Genomic DNA, 21,260 nt, shown 5'->3' with positions numbered 1-21,260 from the left:
TAAGCCTGACGTTGCGCCGGGGCGTTCGAATCGAGCGGCACGTACGTCGCACCGCACTTCAGAATCGCCAGTTCCGCGACGATGAGCGCGGCAGATCGATCGAGCAGCACGCCGATGCGTTCGCCCCGCTGCACCCCGGCGAGAAGCAGGCGCCGGGCAACGGCGTTCGCGCGCGCGTTCAATTGCGCATAGGTGATCGTGTCGCCGCGATCCACGATGGCAGGGGCGTCGGGAGACCGTAGCACATGCGCTTCGAACAATGCCGGCACCGCAGCCTCGCCGGGGAACGGACGGTCCGTATCGTTCCACGTTTCCAACAAACGCCGCCGCTCCTCGGGCGGGAGCATGGGTAGTCGATGGACGGGCGTATCGGGCGCATGCTCGAGGGCATCGGCGAGGCTGCGCAGCGTTTGATTCACATACTCGCAAACGCGCGCGGCCTCGAACCGATCGTCGATTTGGGCCGTGAGCGAAAACCCGTCGCCAAGGTCGTCGACGCTCAGCGCGCACGGGTAGTTGGTGCGCTCCTCCCCGTCCAAGATCTCGATGCCTTTCCATCCGTCGGCATCGTTCGCGGCTCCGGCCGGTCGCGGCGCGCTGTGACGGAAGTTCAGCAACGCGCTGAACAGCGGTGTCGGCGCGGCTATGCTGCTGCACCGCTGAGCGAGCGCCAATGGCGCATGTTCGTGACCGAGCAACCCTGACAGTGTTCCGTGGGTCGCCAGCAAAGCGTCGCGCGACCCGAGCGCGCCCACGCGTACACGAATCGGCAGGGTGTTGATGAAGAGGCCGAGCGCCCGCTCCGCGCCTTCGGCGGCTTGCCAGCGCCCCAGCAGCACCGTCCCGAAGACGACGTCTTCACGGCCCGACAACTTACCCAGAACGTGAGCCCAGGCCAGATGAAAGAGGCTCGCGGCACTGACGCCCATGCCTCTGGACAGCGCGCGCAGACGATGCGATAGCGCCGTGTCGATTTCATACCGCGCTTGTGCGATCGTGTCGCCGCCCTCTCGAACGTCGACGAGCCCATATGGCAGTGTCGGTTCATCGACATCGGCCAGCATCTGCTTGAAGAACGACTCATGCTCGCGTTCGGTGAGCCGCGCGCGCGTTTGCGCAATGTATGCGCGGAACGACGCTGGCGCCGGCAACGTATGCCATCGTCCCTGCAGATGAGCCTGCACGTCCTGCAGCAGCACGTCGATGCCCGTGTGATCGAGCACGATGTGATGGAACAGCAGAACCAGCAGCCAACGCCCGCTTGCCGCGTCGTGCGCGATGTGCGCCTGCATGAGCGGCGCCCGCCGAATATCGAGCCGATAGTGGCGCGGGTCGAAGCGTTGCGACAGTTGCGCATACGCGTCGCCAAGGCTTGGGTCGATCGGGGCTTCCCATACCGGAAGTTCGGCGGCGCGAAGCACGACTTGCACGGGCTCGCGCAGCCCTTCCCAGACGATCGCCGTGCGCAGGACGTCGTGCCGCTCCACGCAGGCCTGAAGGGCCGCGATGAAGCGATCCAAAGCCGAGCGACTGTCGAACGACACGCGGCTGCGCAGCAGGTATGCGTCGCCGCGATCCGATGCGAGATGGTGGTAGAGAACGCCTTCTTGCAGCGCGGCCAACGGATAGATGTCCTGCACGTTGGGCGCCCCACCCGGCACGCCGGCCACGATCGATTCGATCTCGTCTTCGCTCAAATCGACGAGCGTCAGCATGTCGGGCGTTAGACAGCGTGCGCCGCGGGGGATCAAGTTCGGCGGCACGGCGGCGCTAGTCGTCTTGGTGGCGGCGCGTGCGAGCGCCGCGACGGTCGGCATCGCGAACAACGTTTGAACGTCGGCTTTCAAGCCCGCGCGGCGCATGCGTTCGACCAGCCGCACCGCAAGCAGCGAATGTCCGCCGAGTTCGAAGAAGTTCTCGTCGCGGCCAACGCGCTCGACGCCGAGCAACTCGGCCCATATTCGCGCCACGGTGTGTTCCGTCTCGTTGATCGGAGCGATAGGGTCATGCGTGCGCGGCGCGCTCGCATCGGGCGCCGGCAGCCCCTTGCGGTCGAGCTTTCCGTTTGCTGTCAGCGGCAACGACTCCATGCGCACGAATGCAGCCGGCGCCATATGTGCAGGTAGATCGCGCGCGGCGGCCGCCCTTAGCGCGGCGGTCATGTCGGAAGCGTCGCTCATGCCGTCGACATCACGGAGGTCGCCCGCGGCGGAACCCGGCGAACACGTGTAGTACGCCACGAGCAGCTTTTCGCCGGAGGGGTTCGCTCTCGCAATGACGGCGACCGATCGAATCCCGTCCACGGAAGACAAAACGGCTTCGATCTCCGCGGGTTCGATACGAACCCCGCGAATCTTCACCTGATCGTCGTTGCGCCCCAGGTATTCGATGTTGCCGTCGGGTAGCCATCGGCCGAGATCGCCCGTGCGGTACATCCGCGAGGTCGGGTCCGTGTCGAACGGGTCGCGCACGAATTTTTCCGCCGTCAGCTGCGGGCGGTTCAAGTAGCCTCGCGCGACTTGCGCCCCGCCGATATGGATCTCGCCGGGCACGCCGATCGGCGCGGGCCGACCTCTTCGATCGAGAATGTAGATGCGCACGTTCGCGATCGGCTTGCCGATGTGCAATGTCGCATCGTCGGCATGCAACGCACCCGAGGTTGCGACGACGGCCGCTTCGGTCGGGCCGTAGTTGTTCACTAGCGCTTGGTTGCGCCCCATGCCTTCTGGCCAGCGCGTCAACCGGTCGCCGCCGATCAGCACCGCGCGTGCATGCGCGTTGGCGCGCTCGGTCGCGTAGGCCAGTTCGGCGAGCGGTGTCACGAGGAAGCCGACGTCGACCTCCTGCGCGTGCCACCATGCCAGCAGCCGTTCGGGATCGCGCGCCGCCGAGGCTGGCGGCAACAGCAGCGACGCACCGCTGCAAAGCGCGGGCCAAATCTCCCATGCGGCCGCATCGAAACCCACGCCGGCCATGGCCGTCGTGCGTTGGGCCGGCGCGAGCGAGAACGCGTCGCAGTGCCAGCGCACGAGATTGACGAGGTGGCGGTGCTCGACCATCACGCCCTTGGGCTGCCCTGTTGAGCCCGAGGTGTAAATGACGTACGCGAGATGTTCCGCTTCGACCGGAGCAACGGGCCTGCCGCGATTCGGCTGACATTCGCCTACGTCGACGGTCGGCGCCGACGCGCCATCGAATAGCGCCGACGTCGCCTCGTGTAGCAACAACGCAACGGGCGCGCTGTCCTCGAGCAGGTAGCGCAACCGCTCGGGCGGGTAGCTCGGATCCAACGGCACATAGGCCGCGCCCGCTTTCAAGACCGCAAGCAATGCCACGATCATGTCGAAACTTCGTTCGACGCAAACGGCCACTCGCGTATCGGGCACAGCCCCCAATGCGATGAGACGGTGTGCGAGCGCATCGGCACGGGCGTCGAGCGTTCGATAACTGTACTGCTCGTTGCCTTGCACGATCGCTATGGCGTCGGGCGTTCGTGCCGCTTGGCGCTCGAACAGCGCATGGACGGTGTCGCCGGCTGGATAAGCGACTGCGGTGGCGTTGAACGTTTCGAGCAACTGGCGCCGTTCACGCGCGGGCACAATGGTCAGCGAATGCATCGGAGTGTGCGGCGTGTGTTCGAGCGCGTCGACCACGCTTTCCAGCGCTTGCAACACATAGCCCGCGACGCGCTGCGCGTCGATCCCCTCGATCGCCTGCACCGTCATCGAGAATTCGCCGCCGAAATCATCGACCGACAGCACGAGCGGGTAGTTCGTACGCTCGTGCGAGCCGATCGTTTCCACGCCGCTCCACGTCTCGCGGGCGCCCGTGGCCGTCATCGAGGCATCGCTGTGACGGTAATTGAGCAGTGCGCCGAACAGCGGCGCCGGCGCCGCCACGCCGCTGCATCGTTGCGCGAGCGCGAGCGAGGCGTGCTCGTGCTGCAACAATACCGCGAGCCGAGCGGCCGTCGCCTTGATCGTCGCGGACACGTCGAGCGCACCGACGCTCACGCGCAGCGGCAGCGTGTTGATGAACAGCCCGACAGTGCGGCTCGCTTCTTCGGCCCGCTCGAACCGGCCCAGCAGGACGGTGCCGAATACGACCTCCTCCTGTCCCCCCGCCAAACCGGACAACACGGCGCCCCACACGGTGTGCAGCACCCCGGCGGCGCTGACGTCGTACGCACGCGCCTGGGCGATCAGGCGCGCGCTCAACGATGGCGATATGGCTTCGGTGTGCTCATGGACTGCACCGCCGTCGCCCTGCACCTCGCCTCGGCCGTAAGGCAGCGTCGGTTCGTCGATGTCGCGCAGCATGTCGGAGAAAAAGGCTTCATGCGCCGCTTGGCTCACGCCCTGCCGACTTCGGGCGACATAGGCGCGATAGGGCATCGGCTCGGGCAAAACCGCATCGGGATCCAGCAGGAAGGCTTGCACCTCGTGCCGAACGATATCGAGCGCGGCGTGGTCTAGCGCGAGGTGGTGGAACAAGAGCATGCCGAGCCACCGCTCCCCACCGGCGTCGTAAGCGAAGACGAACCGCATCAACGGAGGCCGGTGCAAATCGAGTCGCGTTCGGCGGGTGTCGAAGCGCGTGCGCAGCGCTCGAGCCGCATCGTCCTCGTCCGCATCGAGCGTCACTTCCTCGACCTGTAGCTTTGCATCGCGCCACACGACTTGTACGGGCTCGTCGAGTCCCTCCCAGACGATGCTCGTGCGAAGCGCGTCGTGCCGCGCGATGACGCGCGCGAACGCCGCCAGAAACGCGTCCACCCTTTCTCGGCGGTCGAACCCGAACATGCCGTGAAGGACGTAGGGATCGCCGTGCGCCGTCGACAGATGATGGTAGAGAATCCCTTGCTGAAGCGGCGCCAGCGGATAGATGTCCTGTACGTTCTCGGCCCCGCCGCGCACCGTGCTCACGATGATATCGACCGCACGCTGATCGAGGCTGACCAACGTCAGCATGGGCGGCGTGATTTGCCTTGCCGCCGCGGGTATCAGGTTTGGAGGAAGGGCCGGGGCGCCTTCGCTGCGTTCCACGCACGCCGCGAGTTCGGCGAGCGTAGGCGCGGAAAACAGCAGGCGAATATCGGCGCGCAGTTCGACGCGGCGCATCCGTTCGATCAGCCCCATCATCAGTAGCGAGTGACCGCCTAGCTCGAAGAAATTGTCGCGACGGCCCACCCGTTCGACTTTGAGCAGCGAAGCCCAAATCGCCGCGAGCGTTTGCTCCGTGCCTTCGCGCGGGCTCTCGTATCGGTTTCGGCTATAGGCTGTGCGCTCGGGTGCAGGCAATGCCTTGCGGTCGAGCTTGCCGTTCGGCGTCAACGGCAATGCAGCGAGCGGCACGTAGGCCGCCGGCGCCATATAGTCGGGCAGTTGCGCGGCCGCGTGCCGACGCAGCGCGTCGATATCGACGGCCTCTCCCGTGACATAGGCCACGAGCCGCTTGTCGCCGGGCTCGTCTTCACGCGCGAGCACGACGGCTTCGCGCACGCCGACGATCTCCGATAGTTTCGCTTCGATTTCCCCGAGTTCGATGCGAAAGCCGCGCAGCTTGATCTGATCGTCGTCGCGGCCCAAGTATTCGATGTTGCCGTCGGGCAGCCAGCGTCCCAGGTCGCCGGTCCGATACATGCGCGCCGCGGGCGCCGACGAAAACGGATCGTCGACGAATTTTTCCGCCGTCAGCGCCGGGCGATTGAGGTAGCCTCGCGCGACCTGCGCCCCCCCGATATGAATTTCGCCGGGGACACCAATCGGCGCAGGTTGGCCGTTCGCATCGAGGATGTAGATGCGCGTGTTCGCAATGGGCTTGCCGATAGGCGGATTGTCGGTCGCGGCATCGAGCTCGGCGCCCGATGCCGCCCAGGCCGTGACGTCGACGGCCGCCTCGGTCGGGCCGTACAGGTTATACAGCGTACTGGTGTGGAACGCCTCGTCGAATCTTCGAAGCAGGTGGCCAGGCAACGCCTCGCCGCTGCATATGACGCGCTTGAGGCTAGCGCACTGCGCACGCCGCGCATGGTCGACGAAAGCCTGCAGCATCGACGGCACGAAATGCGCCATGGTGACCCGCTCGCGTTCGATCAGTTCGCTCAGATAGAACGGATCCTTGTGGCCCCCGGCGCGAGCGAGCACCAACCGCGCGCCCGTCATCAAAGGCAAGAAGAACTCCCACACCGACACGTCGAAGCTGAACGGCGTCTTCTGCAAGACCGCATCGTGCTCGGTCACCGCTAACGCATCGCGCATCCACCGCAGGCGATTGACGACGGCATGATGCTCGTTCATGACGCCTTTCGGCTGGCCGGTCGAGCCCGAGGTGTAGATGACATAAGCCAGATGATTCGGCTCGGCGCGCGGCAAGGTCAGCGCGGGTCCGGCGAATGCATTCGGCGCCGCATGCGCGTCCACGTTCGCGAATGGGCCGATGTCGACCGTTTGAACGCCGTCGAGATCGTCGCCGCGGAAGAGGCCTGCCGTGGCTTCGTGCACCAGGAGGACGATCGGCGCGCTATCGGCCAGCATGTACCGCAGGCGTTCGGCCGGGTAGCCCGGATCGAGCGGCACGTAGGCGCCGCCCGCTTTCAAGATTGCGAGTAGACCGATGACCATTTCGGGGCTGCGCTCGACGCAGATCGCCACGTGCGTGTCGGGCAATACGCCCCGTTCGACCAGGCGATGCGCGAGCGCCGCGGCGCGCGCATCGAGTTCGCCATATCGGTAGTCCCTCCCCTCGTAGATCAAGGCTACCGCCTCCGGCGTGCGCGCCGCTTGCTGCTCGAACAAGCCATGCACCGTCTCGCCGGCCGGATACGCCGTGGCGGTCGCGTTGAACGTTTCCAGCACTTCATGGCGCTCGGCCTCGGGCAGGAACGCCAATGCATTCACCGATTGATGCGGCGCCTGTTCGAGTGCGTCGACGATGCCCTCGATGGCGCGCGCGACGTATCGGGTCACGCGGCCCGCGTCGATTCCGGCGATCGCTTGGACCGTCAGCGAAAAGGCCTCGCCGGTGTCGTCGACCGCGAGCATGAGCGGGTAGTTCGTTCTCTCCACGAAATCGAGGATGTCGATCCCGTCCCAGTCCAGCCGTGCCTCGGAGTGTTGCGCATCCGCATCGCCGTGACGGAAGTTCAACAAGGCGTTAAAGAGCGGCAAAGGCGCGGCAACGCCGCTGCATCGCTGGGCCAGCACGAGCGTTGCATGCTCGTGCGAGAGCAACGCGCTGAGCCGCCGATGCGTGGCCATGACCGCATCGCGCACGGACAACGCGCCCACGTTGATCCGCACGGGCAGCGTATTGATGAACATGCCCATCGCCCGGTCCACGTCGCCGCCTGACAGCAACCGGCCCATCAGCACCGTGCCGAAGACGACGTCCTCTCGTCCGCATAGGGCGCCCACCACCCGCGCCCAGGCGAGGTGATAGAGCGTCGCGACGCTGACGCCCAGGCGCTGCGCCCGCCTGCGTATACGCGCGCTCAGCGCCGGCGAGACATCGTGCTTGGCCTCGGCGATGCCGCGACCGTCGCCATGCACGTCGGCGATGCCGTAGGGTAGCGTGGGCTCCGTCACGCTCCCGAGCATCTCGCGGAAAAACGCTTCGTGGCCTTCATCGCTGGAATCGCTGGAATCGCTCCGACTGGCGAGCGTCTGTGCGACGTAGCGGCGATAGGCCAACTGCTCCGGCAGCCGATTGCCCTCGCCGCGCATGATCCGCGCCACCTCGCGGCGCAGCAGCCTGAGCGAGGTCGCATCGTCAACGAGATGATGGAACAGCAGCACGGCCACCCACCGACCTTCGTCATGCGTGGGCGCGTAGGCAATCTTCATCAGCGGCGCACGCTTCAAGTCGAGCCGAATGTGCCGCGGATCGAATTGCGCTTGCATGTGCGCCGCGACATCGACGATATCGGCGTCGAGCGCCACCTCTTGCGTATGGAGTCGCGCCTCGCGCAACACGACCTGCACGGGCTCGTCGAGTCCTTCCCACAGGACGATCGTCCGAAACACATCGTGCCGCTCGACCACCGTCTGCAAGGCGTCGATCAGCGCATCCAGGCGTGCGCGGCTATCGACGCCGAGCAACACCTGCATGATGTAGGGGTCGCCTTCGGACGCGGATACATGGTGGTAGAGAATCCCCTGCTGCAGCGGTGCGAGCGGGTAGATGTCCTGGATGTTGCCGATGCCGCCGGGCGCCTGCGAAACGATGCGATCGATCGCGGCTTGATCCAGCGCGACGAGCGGCAGCATGTCGGGCGTAATGCGCGCGCAGCCTTTGGCGATCCGGTTCTCCGGGGCATCGGCGGGCGGCGTCGAACCGGCCGCGGCCGCGGCCAGCGCTTCGAGCGTCGGCTGGTTGAACAGCACCTTGACGTCGGCCTGCATGCCGAGGCGACGCATGCGCTCGATCACCTTGACCGCGAGCAGCGAGTGTCCGCCCAATTCGAAAAAGTGATCGTGGCGGCCGACACGCTCGACATCGAGCACCTCCGCCCAGATCAGCGCCAGCTGGGTTTCGACGAACCCTTGAGGCGCCTCGTAGGCTCGCCCCTCCTGCAACTTACCGCCCGGCGCGGGCAGCGCGCGGCGATCGAGCTTGCCGTTCGGCGTGAGCGGAAACCGATCGAGCCGTACATACGCGCTCGGAAGCATGTACTCCGGCATGCGGGCGAGCATATGCGCGCGCAGCGTTGCGGCATCCCGCGGCGAGCCCATGTAGTAGGCGACGAGCCGTTTGTCGCCCTGGCCGTCCTCCCGTGCGACCACCACCGCTTCGGCGATGCCGTCCGCATCGGCCAACGCGGCTTCGATTTCGCCAAGCTCGATGCGAAAGCCGCGCACCTTGACTTGCTCGTCGTTTCGCCCGAGGTATTCGAGCTCGCCGTTCGGCAACCAGCGGCCCACGTCGCCGCTCCGATAGAGCCGCGCGGCGTCATCCTCGCTGAACGGATCGCGAACGAACCGCGCTTGCGTCAGCTCCGGCCGGTTCAGATATCCGCGCGCGAGGCCCGCGCCCCCGACGTATAGCTCGCCCTCGACGCCGATCGGAACCGGCTGCATGCGCGCGTCGAGCACGTGCACGCTGAGATCCGGTATCGGCTCGCCCACGGCGTTCACGCTTGCATGCTCGCGATCGAGGAGGTCCGACGCGCGGATGGGCCGATACGTCACATGGACCGTCGTTTCCGTGATCCCATACATGTTGACGAGGCGCACGTCCTTATTGACGGCACGCTCGAACCACGGCGCCAAAATCGATAATTCGAGCGCTTCGCCGCCGAAGATGACAGTGCGCAGCCGGTGCGGGCAAGCGTCGGCCTCGCCTTGGGCGGCGATCAATTGCCGAAACGCACTCGGCGTTTGATTCAGCACGGTCACGCCTTCGGCGCAAAGCAGCGCGTGGCATTCGCGCGGCGAGCGGCTCGTGAGGTACGGGACGATGACGAGCCGGCCGCCGTGCAGCAGCGCGCCCCAGATCTCCCAAACGGAAAAATCGAAGGCGAACGAGTGGAACAGCGCCCAGACGTCGTTGCGGCCGAATCCGAACCAAGCGTCGGTCGCCGCAAAGAGCCGCATCACGTTCCGATGCTCGATCATCACGCCCTTGGGACGTCCTGTAGAACCCGAGGTGTAGATCACGTAAGCCAGGCGTTCGGGGCTAGGGTCGCCCAGTCGAACGTTCGACCCTTCATCGTCGAGCTCATCGGCCTCGTTTTCACTATCGAAGGAAACGATCGGCGCGGCGCCCGGTTCGATGCATGCTTGCACGCCCGCTTGAAGGAGCGTCGCCACGGGGGCGCTATCTTCCAGCATCCATGCAAGGCGTTCGGCGGGATACGAGGGATCGAGCGGCACGTACGCCCCGCCCGCCTTGAGGATCGCCAGCAGGCCGACGATCATCTCGATCCCGCGCTCCGCGCAAATCGCCACCCTGTCGTCCGCCCGAATCCCGATGCGCGTCAAGCGCCGGGCGAGGCGGTTTGCACGTGCATTCAATTGCCCATAGGTGAGCGAACGATGGCCGAACGTCAGCGCTACCGCATCGGGTGTGAGAGCCGCCACTTCTTCGAATCGGCCATGAATCGTTTGGTTCGAATCGTATGAGGCCTTCGCTTGGCTCCAACGCGCCAGGGTTTGCCGCTCGCTCGGCGTGGTGAGCGCGAGCTGTCCAACAGGCTGGAGCGGATCGTCGAGTACCTGATCGAGCACGACGAGCAACCGCTGGCCCGTCGCTTCGATCTCGGCGTCGTCGAACCAAGCCCGGTTGTACATCAGATGGATCCATGCCTCGTCGTCGAACGGATTTTCGCGAATGTGCACCATGAGCGGCGTCTGTTCATAGCCGCTCGACAACATGAAAATGCGAGCGCGGCCCTCCCCCATCCTGAGGTCGTAGTCGTCGCGCTCATACGAGACGGAGAGGTCGAACAGCTGCGCGCGCTGCGACTTCAATAGACCCAGCTCGCGATTGAGTTCGCTCAACGGGAAACGCTGATGACGAAAGTCCTGCTTGAGCGTGCGGCCGATCGTTTGCAGCAGCGCATCGAACGAAACCGCGTCATCGAACGGCAACCGCACAGCCGCCACGCCGGCGCACATGCCGACCATCTGCTTCAGGCGTGCGTTGGGCCGATTCAGGATCGGCACACCGACGACGATTTCGTCTCTTTGCAGCGTGCGTGCGTAGTAGACGTGCAGCAGGGCCAGGATGACGTGAAACGGCGTGGATTCCCTCTGACGTGCGAATCGCGCGATGCGCTCGAAAAAGCCGCGAGTCATCCGCAGCGCATGGTGACCGCTCGGAGAGGCGCCGTAACCGTAGCGCTCTCGATAGCGCGGCGGGAACAAGGGATCAGGCGGCGAATCGTACTTTTCGAGCCAGTAGGCGCGTTGGCGCTCGAACGCGGGCGATTCGCGGTAGGCCTGATCGTGCGCCGCGAATTCCTCGTATGACGGCGCGAGCGTCGTCGGTTCAGCCCCTGCGGTCAACGCCGTATAAATACCGCACAGCGAATCGACGAGCAGGCCGATCCCCCATCCGTCGACGATGAGATGGTGAAAATCGAGCGTAAAGAAGTAGCGCGCGCCGTTCAGCTTGAGCAACTCGAACCGAAAGAGCGGATCGGAACCGTTCAGCGGGAACGGCTGCGCGAGCTGTCGCCGGGCATACGCCAGCGCGGCAGCTTGCGGGTCGTCGGCATTCGAGAAGTCATGCAACGGCACGAGCACGGGCAGCGAAGCGGCGATCGCCTGTGTCGGCGTGTCGTCGGTCTCATCGGCCGGCGCCAGCACGGCGCGCAGCGCATCGTGCTTTTCCACCAGCAGGTTGACGGCGCGTTCGAACAATGCAGCGTCGACGGGGCCGTCGATCCGCACGTAGCCGCCGATCTTGTAGACCGGTGCGTCGCCGTGGACGAGCTGGTCGAGCCAGACTTCGCGTTGGGCGCTCGTCAAGGGGAAACGTTTTGCGTGGGCAGGAGTGCCTATCATGCGAGTTACCTCGTACCGCCTCGCCGGTTCGACTGTGCGAGCCGCGCTTTCGGTGGCTGATCGGTTGCGGGAATAGGTAAGTGCGGACGAACGTTCGCGTGCCGCGAGTCGCGCGACTATCGCAGGCCGGAGCGCAAATGCTCGACCGCTTCGACCACCCCGCGCGCCTTGACGATCGTCTCGTCGAACTCCTCGGCCGGATCGGAAAGTGCGGTGATCGCCCCTCCAACGCCGAGGTGAGCCACGCCGTCGCTGATGGTGACCGAGCGAATCACGATGCTGAAGTCGCAAGCGCCGGACAACCCGAACCAGCCGAGCGCGCCGGAGTAGATGCCGCGCGCGCCCTCTTCCAAGCGATCGATGATTTCCATCGTGCGTTTTTTCGGCGCGCCCGTCATCGAGCCGCCCGGGAACGTCGCGCGAATGCAGTCGACGGCCGATACGCCGGGCTTCAACGTGCCGCGCACGGTCGATACGAGCTGATGCACATGCGAATACGTCTCCACATCGAACAGCTTCGGCACATGGACCGAACCGGTTTCGCACACCTGCCCTAAGTCGTTGCGCAGCAAATCGACGATCATGAGGTTCTCGGCGCGGTCTTTCTCGCTCGTGCGGAGTTCGCGCACGAGCGCCGCATCGTCCTCGTCGGTGCGCCCGCGCGGGCGAGTCCCCTTGATCGGCTTGGCTTCCGCCACGCGCGAGCGGTCCACGCTGAGAAAGCGCTCGGGCGAGGCGCTGACGAGCGAAAACTCGCCGCTGTCGAAATAGGCCGCGTGCGGCGCAGGCGTAAGGCGGCGCATGGCGCGGTAGAGGTCGAAGGGCGCGTAGCGAAACGGAAAACTGATCTGATTCGTCAGGCAAATCTCATAGCTTTCGCCTTGGACGATTTCGCTCAGGGCCTCGCCTATCTTGCCGATGTAGGTCGAGCGGTCGTGGCGAATCCGCGCGTTTTCGGCGATCCAGCCCTCCACTTCAGCTAACGTGAGCTTGCGTCGCGAGGGGACGGTTGCCGTGCCTAGTCCGCCCCTCGCTTCGGACGATCGAAGCTCGCCGCACGCAGCGGCGACCGCGCTCTGGGCATGATCGAACCATGCACGTACCGCATCGCACGAGACTGCGTCATCGACGAGATGCAGCAGGTAGGTCTTTTGTTCAAGATGATCGAGCACGACCATACGCGTCGCGAACACGAAGGCCGCGTCGGCCACCGTCGACGCATGAGGGTGCGCGCCGATGGTTTCCGCCTTCACTTCATAGCCAAGTACGCCCGCACAGCCGAGATCGAAACCGAACGGCAAGTCGGCGTCGCAGTGCACCTGGCGCTGCGCCAATTCCGAGGCGATGAATTCGAAGATGTTCGACACCCGCAGCGAGCGGGTCGCATCACCCGAGCGAACCGTCGCCGTTTGCGTGCGGACCTCGTAGGTCACGCATGCGCCGTATCGCCCATGCGCGTCGCCCATGAACGAAAACCGCGAGAAGCCGGGCACGACCAGGCTGCTTTCGAGCAGGAAAGCCCCGCGCGAAGCCGCGAAAAGCCGGACGAAGACGGCCGCGGCATCGCCGCACCCATCCAGCGTGACCACTTCCAATTTCAAAGGATTCATCGTCGACTCCTGCTATGCGCCAGGCTCAAGCGGCGCGCAGCCGCTTGTGCGCCAGCGCGAGGTCGCGAAAGTTGCGGAACAAGTCCAAGCCCGATTCGGTGCAGATCGATTCCGGGTGAAACTGCACGCCGTGCAGCGGCCGGGTTCGATGGCGAATGCCGTGAATCACCCCGTCCTCGCCCCATGCGGTGAGTTCGAAGGGGCCCTTGACTTCTTTCACGACGAGCGAGTGGTAACGCACGACCGGCAATTGCGAAGGCAGACCGAGGAAGACGCCGCGGCCGTCGTGCCGAATGACGCTGACCCGGCCGTGCATCGGCTCCGGCGCCAGCACGATGTCCATGCCATATTCGTGCGCCATGCATTGATGACCGAGGCACACGCCCAACAACGGCAGCTGCGTGTCGCGGATGACGCGCGCGCTGATGCCGACATCCGCGCTCACGGCGGGCGTGCCGGGCCCGGGCGAAACGATGACGCAGTCGTAACGGTCGAAGTCGATCTGTTCGATCGGCGTGGTATTCAAAACGACGGTGGGTTCGATCCCGCACACCTGCCCCATGTGCTGAAAGATGTTGTAGGTGAACGAGTCGAAGTTATCGATGATCAGTGTCTTGCACATATCGGTGCACACGTAATGAACGCAAACCGTTGACGGAAAAGGCCTCGGTCCCGCACCCGCATCGAGGTGGGTCAGCGGGCACGAGGCGACGTTTGCTCCACGTATCGAGCCAAGCGCTGCACGCCCGCTTCGATCTCGGCCGGCTCGGCGTTGCTGAAGGCGAGTCGCACCTCGTGCCGTCGCGTGGAGTCGAGCGAAAAGAAAGTCATGGGCATGACGATCACGCCTTGCTCGCGCGCGCACTCGGCCGTTTCTTGCCGACCGAACTCGAAGGGCAGCGACAGGCGCAAAAAGAAGCCTCCCTCAGGCCGATTCCATGCTATGTCCTCGCGCCCGCCGAACGCTCCATCGAGCGCGTCGAGCAGCGCGTCGCGGTTGCGTCGGTAGTGCGAGCGCGGGGCTTGTACAAGGCCAGCCAGCGTGCACCCTTCGGTCAACAACACGCCGCCGACCAGCGCTTGCGTCACTTGACTCGTGTTCACGGTCACGAAGCTCTTGCGCTCCGACAGCTCCGCGCGAAGACGCTCCGACGCTGCGGCGCTGCCGAAGAGGCGCTTGGGCACGACGGCGGCGCCGACGCGTACGGCGGGACAGAGCGTTTTCGAATAGGTGGCCAGATAGATGACGCAGCCCACGTCGTCGAGCGCCGCCATCCGCGGCGGTGCGTCGCCTTCGAAGCGGAACATTCCGTACGGGTTGTCTTCCAGCACGACGATGCGGTGTTCGGCGCACCCGGCAACGATCGAGCGCCGCTCCGCTTCGGTCAGAACGGTCCCCGTCGGATTGTCGAAATCCGGCGTCAGATAGAACCCGCGTGGCGTTTTGCCCGTGCGGCGAAGCTCCGCCGCGATGCGGCCGAGTGCCTGCTCCCATGTTTCGCCCGTGCGGACTTCCACCGGTACGATCTCGACCCCGGCGAAATCCGCCGCGCCCGTCATCCCGATATAAGTCGGATTCCGGGCGAGCATGACTTCGCCCGGCGCTCGGCACAGCGCCGGAACGGCCAACGACAAGGCTTCTTGGCAGCCCGCCGTCACGATGATCTGCTCCGCTTCGCATTCGATCCGTTCATCGATTCGCAGTTGTCGCGCGATCAACGCATTGATGACGCCGGCCGTCGGCCCGTATTGCGCGATTCGTCTGCCCGCCTGCAAGAGCGTGTGTCCGGCCGACATCGCCGCGTGCTCTTGAAATGCGGAAATTGCAGTCAGCCAGCGTTCGAGCGAAAAATACGATTCCGCCGGCCGGCCGGAAGCAAATGAAATAGCATTCGGGTATTGATTCGCCGCTTCGTTCAGGAAATTCATGACGGATAAGCGCGACGACTCGGCAAGCATTTCAGCCAAGGGCTCACTCCTTTCGACGTTTGTTTCGACAAGCCGCGCCCGCGCGCGAGCACCGTTATTCACGGTCTCGTGACTCCGACCATTCAATGAAAAGCGTCCGGCGCGTTATTCGTACAATGCAGTCAGTATGAATTGGATTGCTCGAGCTGATCGAACAGCGATTGAATATTGCTGTCGACGAACCCGTCCTCGCCCGTGCGTTTAATGAGCTCGAAGCTCAAGCCTGTATTCGGATCGCGGGATGTGAAAGCCTGCGTGAGACCGGGGCCCCGGATGACCGAGGTGTCGAAGCGCATGCCGCGAGCGGTCAGCTCGTCGACCGTGCGCGCCACGTCGTCCACTTCGAGCGCGATGTGAGCGACGCCCGGGCCGTTGGCCTCGACAAGGCGCGAGATTTGAGACTGGGGTTCGGTACCTTGGCACAGAACGAACTTCATCGCTCCGCTCTCCAGCTCGGCCGCCAGCATGCCCGTACGGGCGCCTTGCACGGTACGGCGCCTGACGAGCGTGAAACCGAGAACGGACGTGAAAAGGTGAACCGCCGACTCCAGATCGACAACCGCAAGCGCAACGTGATCGATGGAGCGGTATTGGAGAACCGGTGCTTCGGACTCGTTATCGTTGGCGAAACATGACAGCACATGCCCTTCTGCAGCCATTCGTCGCTCTCCTTGGTAGGGACGATTAGCGGCCCGCTTCTCCGCATGTATAGCGGCGGCGGGGCGACCGCGTCTTTCCAAATATTCAAATAGTTTGAATATTAAGGTCGTCGTTGCTTTGTAAGCCGACCGACGCGGTATTCCATTGAATGGAAGGCTTGCCCAAACACTGCGGCAATTAAGCGGTACCTCGCAAGCACACCGCTTGATATCCCAAGCATCCGCAAGACGGAGCGCATAGTACAACGAAAATTATTAGTGTGTTGGATTTATATGCTTTTTTACACTTCGAGCGCGCTAAGGTATTTGTTTCTTTATGACGTTTCAAGCGGAAAAACTTACAAGTCGCATGATTTCTGGTAAAGCTAAAATCAAAAGACGACAGCAATATCCGATTGGAGGCGGCGCCGACGCTCGCTCAATCGATTCGACTTGCAAATCGGCGGGCGCGTACGTTACCTTTCAATTATGTAAGGTTAGAGTCAAAGTGGTCTATCATGGCGTCCCCCGACCGGCGCGATGGCCGGCCGAGGGACGATCGGAACCCCTAACATGAGGCCTACTGATGGAAGCATTCGTGCATGCGTTGATCGATGGCATTAACGGCATTCTCTGGAACTACGTGCTGATTGCGCTGCTGTTTGGCGCGGGAGCGTGGTTCACGCTGCGTTTTGGGCTGATCCAGCTGCGCGCGCTGCCGCTCGGCATCCGAACGGTCGGCAGCAAAGGCGAGCCGGGCAGCATCACGTCGTTTCAGGCGTTCGCGACCGGCCTCGCGAGCCGCGTCGGCACGGGCAATATCGTAGGCGTTGCCGTGGCGCTGACGGTCGGCGGGCCGGGCGCGATCTTCTGGATGTGGGTGACGGCGCTCCTCGGGATGTCGTCCGCGTTCGTCGAGGCGACGCTCGCACAGATCTTCAAGGTGTCGCATCATGACGGCACCTACCGCGGCGGCCCCGCCTACTACATCCGTACCGGCCTGCGCTCGCGCGGTTTCGGCGTGCTGTTCTCGCTGTCGCTGATCCTCGCGTTCGGGTTCGTCTTCAATGCCGTCCAGGCCAATTCGATCGCCGAGGCACTCCACACGTCGTTCGGCTGGAGCCGGGCGGGGGTGGGTGTCGGCCTCGTCGCATTGGCCGCGCCGATCATCTTCGGCGGGATTCGCCGGATCGCCCGCGTTGCGCAGGTGATCGTGCCGCTCATGGCGACCGGCTATGTGGCGTTGGCCGCGTACGCGGTGGCCACGCATGCGACGATGCTGTCCGACGTGATCTCGCTGATCGTCACAAGCGCGTTCGGTTTCGGGCCCGCGGCCGGCGGCTTGACCGGCTACGCGGTGAGCCAGGCAGCCGCGGTCGGCGTCAAGCGTGGTCTTTTCTCGAACGAAGCGGGGATGGGCAGCGCGCCGAACGCGGCTGCGACGGCGAGCACGCGCCATCCGGTGACGCAAGGGCTGATCCAGATGCTCGGCGTGTTCGTCGACACATTCGTGATCTGCACCGCGACCGCTTTCATGATTCTGCTGTCCGGCCAGTACGAGATCGGCACCGGTATGGAGGGCGGCGCGCTGACGCAGCGCGCGATTTCGAGCTTCGTCGGCGACTGGGGCGGCATGTACATGGCGGTGGCGATTTTCTTCCTGGCGTTTTCGTCGGTGATCGGCAACTACGCGTATGCGGAAGGCAACGTCGAATTCATTACGAAGCAGCGCCGTGCGGTCGTGATCTTCCGGCTCGCCGTGCTGGGGATGGTGATGTTCGGCAGCGTCGGGAAATTGCCGCTCGTGTGGGCGATGGCCGATACGAGCATGGGGCTGATGGCGCTCATCAACCTGATCGCGATCCTCGCGCTCGGCAAGTACGCTCGCGCAGCATGGGACGACTATCGGAAGCAGCGCGCGGCCGGCGTCGCCGAGCCGGTGTTCACGCGCAAAACGATTCCCGCGCTCGACAAGGTGCTCGCGTCCGACGTCTGGGGCGAGCACGGTCCGGTGCCGCGCTGTGCGCGGGCGACGCGCGAGCTGCCAGACGTCGAAGGAGAGCGAGTCGCGTCGTAAGCGCGAGACCGGTGCCGCGCAGAAATCGTGGCGCGCCGGTTGCGCGAAAACCCCGGTGAGCTTGCCTACTGCACCGGGGTTGCTGTCGAGTCGGTCGCTAGGTGCTCCGTACCGACGGATCGCCTACGCGCACGAGATCGTTGAGAGGCATGGTAGTGAAATCCTTCAAGGGCCGCTCTGTTACGCGCATCGAAGTGCAGAGGCTATTCGCCTCTTCCATGTCCCTGGCCGAACTGGCAATTTCGCGTACTTTCGATTGATTGAGGACGAGATCGGCAAGGATGGGAAAGAATAGCGAGGCCAAACATCGAAAAGGCGGCTACCGTTGCCCGATACGTCCTAGTCGCTGTGAGTTTGCATTGGTGCCTTGCTTTTCTTGGCATACGGCTTCTTCATATATAACAGTGCGCCGTTCAACACCGAGTGCGCATATCACGCATGTCTAGTCCGGACCTAAACGCGTACGCTCAGCTGCCATGCAAATGAATGAGGGGATAAACAATGAGTCCTAGGAGGGCCGCGGCAGCCACGATAACCGGTTCCTGAAGTTTCTTGAAGCGCCATAGCAGCGCGATGGTCACGAGGCCGATGGCAAGCGTCGGCACATCGACGATCGAACGCCGAGCGATCACGATCACCGAACCCGTAATAGCGCCGACCGCCGCGGCGGTGATGCCGTCGACGAATGCCTTGACACCCGGCAGATGGCCGTACTTCTTGAAGTACGGCGCGGGGATCACGGTGAACAGATAGCACGGCAAAAAGGTGCCCAGCGCGGCGACGGCGGCGCCCGGCAGCCCCGCGACGAGATAACCGATGAAGCCAACGGTGATGACGACCGGCCCTGGCGTGATCATCGCCACCGCGACGGCATCGACGAACTGCTTGTCGTTCAGCCAGTGATGATCGGTCACGACGCCGCCGTAAAGAAACGGCACGATGGCAAGTCCGGAGCCGAAGACGAACGCGCCGGCCTTCGCGAAAAACACGCCGATCTGCGCAAGCAGCGGCCAGTCGAAGCCCGCGGCGATGCCGCTTGCGGCCGGCAGATGCGCCGCCGCCAGGGCATTGACGCCCCCCTTGTGCAACCACTTGGGCGGAGCGCGCCACAGCCACCCCACTACCCCGCCGGCAATGAAGAGCCATGCAATTTCCGACTCAGTCGCAAAGGTGACGATGGCGAGCGTCAGATAGATCGCCCATAGCAGCTTGTCTTTGCCGACCGTCTTCGTGGTGAGCTTGTGCGCGCTCGTGGCGATGATGCCGACTACCGCGGCGCCCACGCCATAAAACACCGCTTGCATCCATGAAAGTCCGCCGAAGTGGGCGTAGGCCCAGCCGAGGGCCACAACCATGAGAAACGACGGCAAGACGAACGCGACGCCAACGAGCGTGGCGCCCCATATCCGGTAGTGAACGAAGCCGAGGTAGATCGCCAGTTGCGCGGCCATCGGCCCCGGCGCGAGTTGCGCTAGCGTGAGGCCTTCCTTGTAGTCCGACTCGGTGATCCATCCGAGCCGTTCGACGAGGTCGCGACGCATATAACCGGCAAGCGCAACCGGCCCGCCGAAGCCGAGCGTGCCGAGACGCAGCATGTAGCGGACGAGTTGACCCAATGAATAAGCGGGCGCGGCAGCAGTGACGATGCTCACGAACGTCTCCTCGAGTCTTCCTTCGCGTTTGCCGTGAACTGCGTATAGAGCGCGTCCAGCACCGGGCTCACCTGCTCGAGCAATCGATCGTCGTTTTCGATGTGCTGCCGCATGCCCGCCACCACGGCTTCGAACCCGGCAGCCTCCGATGCGGCCGGCCCGCCTATATCGAGCGCATGCACGATTGCGCCGAGCCGCCGCAGCGCCGGATCGCTTTCCAGATCGAAGCTTGCAAGGAGGACCTCGAAGGTCACTCGTTCGTCCACGTGGGTGAATGCCGCGCCGTCGAAGTCGAAACCCAGCGCATCGTCGGGACATGCATCGGGCGACGCCAGCCAAAGGAAACGCGCATGCGTATCGATGAAGCGACGAATGAGCCAGGCGCTTGCCGCGCGATCGACCCAGATCCTCCTGCGCGTAGCCCACGTGCGGCCCTGGTAGTCCTCGCGTTGAAGCCGACGGATGACGCGCTCCGAGGCATGCGGCTCGCCCGGTGAAAGCACCGTATCGACAAGCGCGACGAAGTCTTGCCAGGCCGCCTTCGCCCGCGTCGCGGCATCGTCGGGGAAATAGTCGATGGCTTCGATCGCATCGTAGCCCTTGCGCAGGCGCCGCAACAGGCGCGTCAGCTCGGCGGCCGACTGCCCCGACACGGTTTTGCGCGCCTCGGCCAGCGAGCCCATGAATACGGCGTAATCCCCTTCCCGGTCGAACAGGGTTCTGAATTCTTCTTCTTGGGCTGTGTCGAGACTTGGCGCTCGCAACAGATGCGCGGCGCCGCCGCTTTCCGCTATGGCGCTTGCAACCTCACGCAGCGCGTCCTCGTGCACCTGGTTGTAGGGCAGTAGGTAGACGCCGTCGCGCAGGACCGCACAGCCCTTCGCCTTCAGGGACCGGTAGATGCGCATGCGCGCGGTCGCGTTTTCAGTGGGCAGCGTCAGCACGAGTAGCGACCAAGTCGACAATGATTTCATGTCGACTATGCTACGACGATGTAGATCTTACTACAAGTTAACTTTATGCCTCAGATCGAGCAGGTCGCAGGTCCGCGCCGTTGCGGGGCCCTCGCCGAACGGCACTCCCCGCTTCTGTGTATGATCTCGTCGATCGCGGCGTGCTAGTCGTACCGCCGTTGCGCCAGCGCCGTTTGCGCGTGCGCCCTCCAACGTTTCACGCGAAATCGACATGACGACCCACGATGCGCCGATCGGCGTGTTCGACTCCGGGCTGGGCGGCTTATCCGTGCTCGATGCGATGCGCGCGCGGCTGCCGCGCGAATCGATGATCTACATCGCCGATTCTGGATACGCCCCGTATGGCGAAAAGTCCGATGCATTCATCCGGCAGCGCAGCAAGGCCATTGCCGACTGGCTGGTCGAGCGTGGCGCGAAGATGATCGTCGTCGCATGCAATACGGCGACGACGCATGCCATCGCGCATCTGCGCGAGACGCTGGCGGTGCCGATCGTAGGCGTCGAACCTGGGATCAAGCCCGCGGCATTCGCCACGGCCAGCGGCGTCGTGGGGGTCCTCGCCACGGCGGCCACGCTCAGAAGCGAAAGGCTCAAAGCGCTGATCGCGCAGCACGAGGGACGGTGCCGCTTCATTTGCCAAGCCGGACATGGGCTCGTCGAACAGATCGAGCAAGGCAAGCGGGACGGGGAGATCGTCGGCGATCTGCTGACACGCTATTTGACGCCGATGGTGAGCGCCGGCGCCGATACGGTCATTCTCGGATCGACGCATTACGCGCTGCTTCAGGCTGCGGTGCGGCGTATTTTCGGCGATCGGCTCACGTTGATCGAGAC

9 protein-coding genes are annotated in these 21,260 nt (G+C 64.2%); 2 read left to right on the top strand and 7 right to left on the bottom strand.

Going from position 1 to position 21,260, the window contains the following annotated elements; genetic code table 11:
• The 5 genes from ACTHNR_RS09910 to ACTHNR_RS09890 form a co-directional block, all read right to left on the bottom strand.
• The coding region (locus ACTHNR_RS09910; RefSeq protein WP_440547416.1) for an amino acid adenylation domain-containing protein at positions 1-11,507 on the bottom strand (11,507 nt) is incomplete at its 3' end.
• Positions 11,508-11,623: 116 nt separating this feature from the next.
• On the bottom strand, positions 11,624-13,117 hold the full coding sequence (pabB, locus tag ACTHNR_RS09905; protein WP_440547415.1) for an aminodeoxychorismate synthase component I: 1,494 nt from the start codon (positions 13,115-13,117) through the stop codon (positions 11,624-11,626).
• Between the two features lie 25 nt (positions 13,118-13,142).
• Positions 13,143-13,739, bottom strand: a complete 597-nt coding sequence (locus ACTHNR_RS09900) for an anthranilate synthase component II (RefSeq protein ID WP_440547414.1) — start codon at positions 13,737-13,739, stop codon at positions 13,143-13,145.
• Positions 13,740-13,810: 71 nt separating this feature from the next.
• Entirely contained in the window at positions 13,811-15,076 is a 1,266-nt protein-coding gene (locus ACTHNR_RS09895) for a PLP-dependent aminotransferase family protein (protein WP_440547417.1), read from the bottom strand.
• A 131-nt stretch (positions 15,077-15,207) separates the two neighbouring features.
• Positions 15,208-15,744 (bottom strand): VOC family protein, encoded by a 537-nt coding sequence (locus ACTHNR_RS09890; RefSeq protein WP_440547413.1) that lies wholly within the window; start codon positions 15,742-15,744, stop codon positions 15,208-15,210.
• Between the two features lie 565 nt (positions 15,745-16,309).
• On the opposite strand from ACTHNR_RS09890, the gene ACTHNR_RS09885 reads away from it, so the two are divergent.
• A complete protein-coding gene (locus ACTHNR_RS09885; RefSeq protein ID WP_440547412.1) occupies positions 16,310-17,800 on the top strand; it encodes an alanine/glycine:cation symporter family protein in 1,491 nt (496 codons plus the stop codon).
• Between the two features lie 467 nt (positions 17,801-18,267).
• Here ACTHNR_RS09885 and ACTHNR_RS09880 read toward each other — a convergent pair whose 3' ends face one another.
• Together ACTHNR_RS09880 and ACTHNR_RS09875 are read right to left on the bottom strand one after the other, a co-directional pair.
• Entirely contained in the window at positions 18,268-19,452 is a 1,185-nt protein-coding gene (locus ACTHNR_RS09880) for a chromate transporter (protein WP_440547411.1), read from the bottom strand.
• Positions 19,449-20,426 (bottom strand): chromate resistance protein ChrB domain-containing protein, encoded by a 978-nt coding sequence (locus ACTHNR_RS09875; RefSeq protein WP_440547410.1) that lies wholly within the window; start codon positions 20,424-20,426, stop codon positions 19,449-19,451. The genes ACTHNR_RS09880 and ACTHNR_RS09875 overlap by 4 nt, the downstream gene beginning before the upstream one ends.
• 211 nt (positions 20,427-20,637) lie before the next feature.
• On the opposite strand from ACTHNR_RS09875, the gene murI reads away from it, so the two are divergent.
• Positions 20,638-21,260, top strand: a 623-nt coding sequence (murI, locus tag ACTHNR_RS09870) for a glutamate racemase (RefSeq protein WP_440547409.1), incomplete at its 3' end; no start/stop codon positions are given.

The organism is Trinickia sp. (assembly GCF_051954495.1).
Lineage (GTDB): Bacteria > Pseudomonadota > Gammaproteobacteria > Burkholderiales > Burkholderiaceae > Trinickia.
Note: the sequence above shows the minus strand (reverse complement) of the source record. Positions and strands in the feature narration are given on the sequence as shown.

Coding starts and splice junctions, on each gene's coding strand:
- pabB (WP_440547415.1), bottom strand. CDS start 13,117: ATGAATCCTTTGAAATTGGAAGTGGTCACGCTGGATGGGTGCGGCGAT.
- ACTHNR_RS09900 (WP_440547414.1), bottom strand. CDS start 13,739: ATGTGCAAGACACTGATCATCGATAACTTCGACTCGTTCACCTACAAC.
- ACTHNR_RS09895 (WP_440547417.1), bottom strand. CDS start 15,076: ATGCTTGCCGAGTCGTCGCGCTTATCCGTCATGAATTTCCTGAACGAA.
- ACTHNR_RS09890 (WP_440547413.1), bottom strand. CDS start 15,744: ATGGCTGCAGAAGGGCATGTGCTGTCATGTTTCGCCAACGATAACGAG.
- ACTHNR_RS09885 (WP_440547412.1), top strand. CDS start 16,310: ATGGAAGCATTCGTGCATGCGTTGATCGATGGCATTAACGGCATTCTC.
- ACTHNR_RS09875 (WP_440547410.1), bottom strand. CDS start 20,426: ATGAAATCATTGTCGACTTGGTCGCTACTCGTGCTGACGCTGCCCACT.